Raw genomic sequence first — 2,598 nt, 5'->3', positions numbered from 1 at the left:
CATATAGTCTTTTACATCTATATCATCAGCTTTGACATCAGCAAGTATTCTAAAATATTTATCTCTATTAAGATTATATAAAGTTATTTTTCTGCCTTCAAATAATTTGATTAATGCCTCTTTTGATTTTCTTGCTAGTTCTTTAGTTTCTTCTGTACCTCCTCTAATTTCTGGAGTGTCTATACCTCTTATGCGTACGCTGATATTTGAACCTATAAGCCAGTGCACATAAGGTATATTAACAAAGAAAGTATCGCCGTCATAAACTCTGATAATTTGTACATTCGTGAAAGTTTTAGTTTGGTTAATATTTTCGCTTGTTTCAAATGCAAATAGATTAAAAGATATTATAAATATTAAAAATAACTTTTTCATAGTGCTCCCTTAAAAGAATAAATGCTATTTTTGAAAACTGGTCGGTCATGTTAGAGCATGTCTGACACTAACGTAAAAATTATAAAACTAAAAATAAAAAAAACAATATTTATAGTATGTCAAAAGAAGTTGTAATAACTTTGAGAGTTACAGAAAAAACATTTCAGGAGATGAAGAAAGAGGCTGACAGTTTGAATATGAGAGTAAGCGAGTATTTAGTAGAACTTGATAAAATGTATATGAGTGAAATATACAAAAAGTAATAAGCTTAAATAAAAAAAGAGAGTAAAGTCCCCAAAACTTTACCCTCAAAAATCAAAATATCACTTACGAGGTAATAAAATGATTACTACAAATATAATACTACTGTTTTTAAAAATAGTAAATAGTATTTTCTTAATTTTATTTGAAATTATTAATCAAAATAAATATCACAAATTATATTCAATATTAAAAAAGATCAATCTGATATTAACATTGATTATAAATATTTTATCAATAATTTATTTATGAATATTTATAAAATATTAAAGTCAATTACAGTTATTGCGGACGCCGTCTTCAAAGGATAAAAAATCCTAAAAAATATGTCAGGTATATTGTTATAAAAGAAAAAATATTTTTTATATATTTATTGAAAATAAGATATAATTATATTAGACTATTAATATAGGATTTTGTAATAAATATGAAAGATGGTAAAGACAGAGGTTTGCTTACCTTAAAACTTGTAGGAAGTAAATTAGACACAGAAAATATGAGAGCTTCTGAAGCCTTAAATATAGCAATGTCTCTTTTTAGAAATATAGAAAGAGCAGATAAAAATATCACTTTAAATAATATAAAATCAGGCTGTATAGAATGTACAGGCAATATCGCTGTAGAATATATAAACACTCCAAGTACACTAAAAGATATCCTTCTTGATTTTTTACAAAGGAATGCAAAAGTTGAATATGTTGATATGATAGAAACAGCAACAAATAAAAAAATATATACCGTAAGACCAGAAAATAAAGAAGAATTATTTTTTAATGTTGTAGATTTTTTTGAAGGCGAAGTTATAGATATAGGCGGACGTGATCCTAATATACATATCATAATAGATGGAAAAGTAAGAGTATTTTCTATCCCAGAAAAAGACAGAGAAATAGCTAAAAAGTGGCGTAACTTTTTATATGAACAGGTAGAAATATATGCAGAAGTTTTGCAGAATATTAACGGTGAAATATTAGAAACAGTACGGCTTTTAGATTTAAATCCTATAAATTATTTGGATAAAAATAAAGCAGAAAAAGATTTTAATTTATTGGTAAAAGAAATAGACATTTCTAATTATACGCAAAAAATATTAGATATAAGGAATATTGATGAATAATAAATTAATAAATGTATGCTGTCTGCCTGACACATCTGCTATAAGCTGCATACTTTCATCGCAGGATAATAAATTAAATATACATGAAGAAGAGAGAATTAACAGCCTTCGTATCTTAAAAGAAGAAATAAATGATTTTGTTATTTCTGCTTTAGTTATACATGAATTAGTACTTGGTTTAGAAGAAAAATATTTAAAGGATGATGCTTTTATAATAATAATGAATTATATAAAAAGCTATTTTAATTCTCTAAAAATAGAGCCGTTAGGAACTAAATCTCTAAAAAAATACAGAGAAATATATAATGAGAATAAGTTTTTAAATAAAGACAGAGCAAAACATAAAGTTGATGCTTTAATAATTTCAAACGCTTCAAGTTATGCGGAATTAAATGCTGATAGATACTCAGATTTTTGGTTTCTTACAGAAGATAAAACTATGCTGAAATATAAGGTGAATAATTTAAAAATATATTCTTTATCAGATGCTGTAAAAGCAACAGGAAGATTAATATAATAATTCTTTTTTATTGTTTATTTTATAAAAAACTCAAAAATAAATTATATTAATTTCTAAAAACTCATAAATTATATTTTGATTATCAAAGGCTCTGACATTATTTTTTATATTTCTATTATCATAAATAATAAATATACAAAAGTGATCAGACAAAATAAAAAACAGGGCTGAAACTCTGCAAAGTTCCAGCCCTTAATTCAACATATTAGGAAGTCTAATATGCAAAAACTAAAACCATATTTATTTTATATTAATAATTAATAATATCAACATAAAATATTTTAATAATTTCATTACTAATTTTTATTAAAATTATTTTTTTACT

Annotated in this window: 4 protein-coding genes; 3 read left to right on the top strand and 1 reads right to left on the bottom strand. The window is 24.2% G+C overall.

All coding sequences use genetic code 11. The annotated features are described in order from the left end of the window. Nucleotides 1–375 (bottom strand): thermonuclease family protein (locus Q0J90_RS09365; protein WP_297277650.1); only part of this gene is annotated, 375 nt, incomplete at its 3' end. Nucleotides 376–491: 116 nt separating this feature from the next. On the opposite strand from Q0J90_RS09365, the gene Q0J90_RS09360 reads away from it, so the two are divergent. The 3 genes from Q0J90_RS09360 to Q0J90_RS09350 all read left to right on the top strand — a co-directional run bounded on the left by Q0J90_RS09360 (nucleotide 492) and on the right by Q0J90_RS09350 (nucleotide 2,270). Beyond that, nucleotides 492–638, top strand: a complete 147-nt coding sequence (locus tag Q0J90_RS09360) for a hypothetical protein (RefSeq protein WP_297277649.1) — start codon at nucleotides 492–494, stop codon at nucleotides 636–638. Between the two features lie 425 nt (nucleotides 639–1,063). After that, complete coding sequence (locus tag Q0J90_RS09355; protein WP_297277648.1) at nucleotides 1,064–1,753, top strand: hypothetical protein; 690 nt, start codon at nucleotides 1,064–1,066, stop codon at nucleotides 1,751–1,753. Next, entirely contained in the window at nucleotides 1,746–2,270 is a 525-nt protein-coding gene (locus tag Q0J90_RS09350) for a PIN domain-containing protein (protein WP_297277647.1), read from the top strand. Before Q0J90_RS09355 ends, Q0J90_RS09350 begins: the two co-directional genes overlap by 8 nt. The last annotated feature ends 328 nt before the right edge of the window (nucleotides 2,271–2,598 follow it).

The sequence above is a fragment of the uncultured Brachyspira sp. genome (assembly GCF_944390595.1).
Lineage (GTDB): Bacteria > Spirochaetota > Brachyspiria > Brachyspirales > Brachyspiraceae > Brachyspira.
This window is presented reverse-complemented; position numbering and strand designations above follow the sequence as displayed.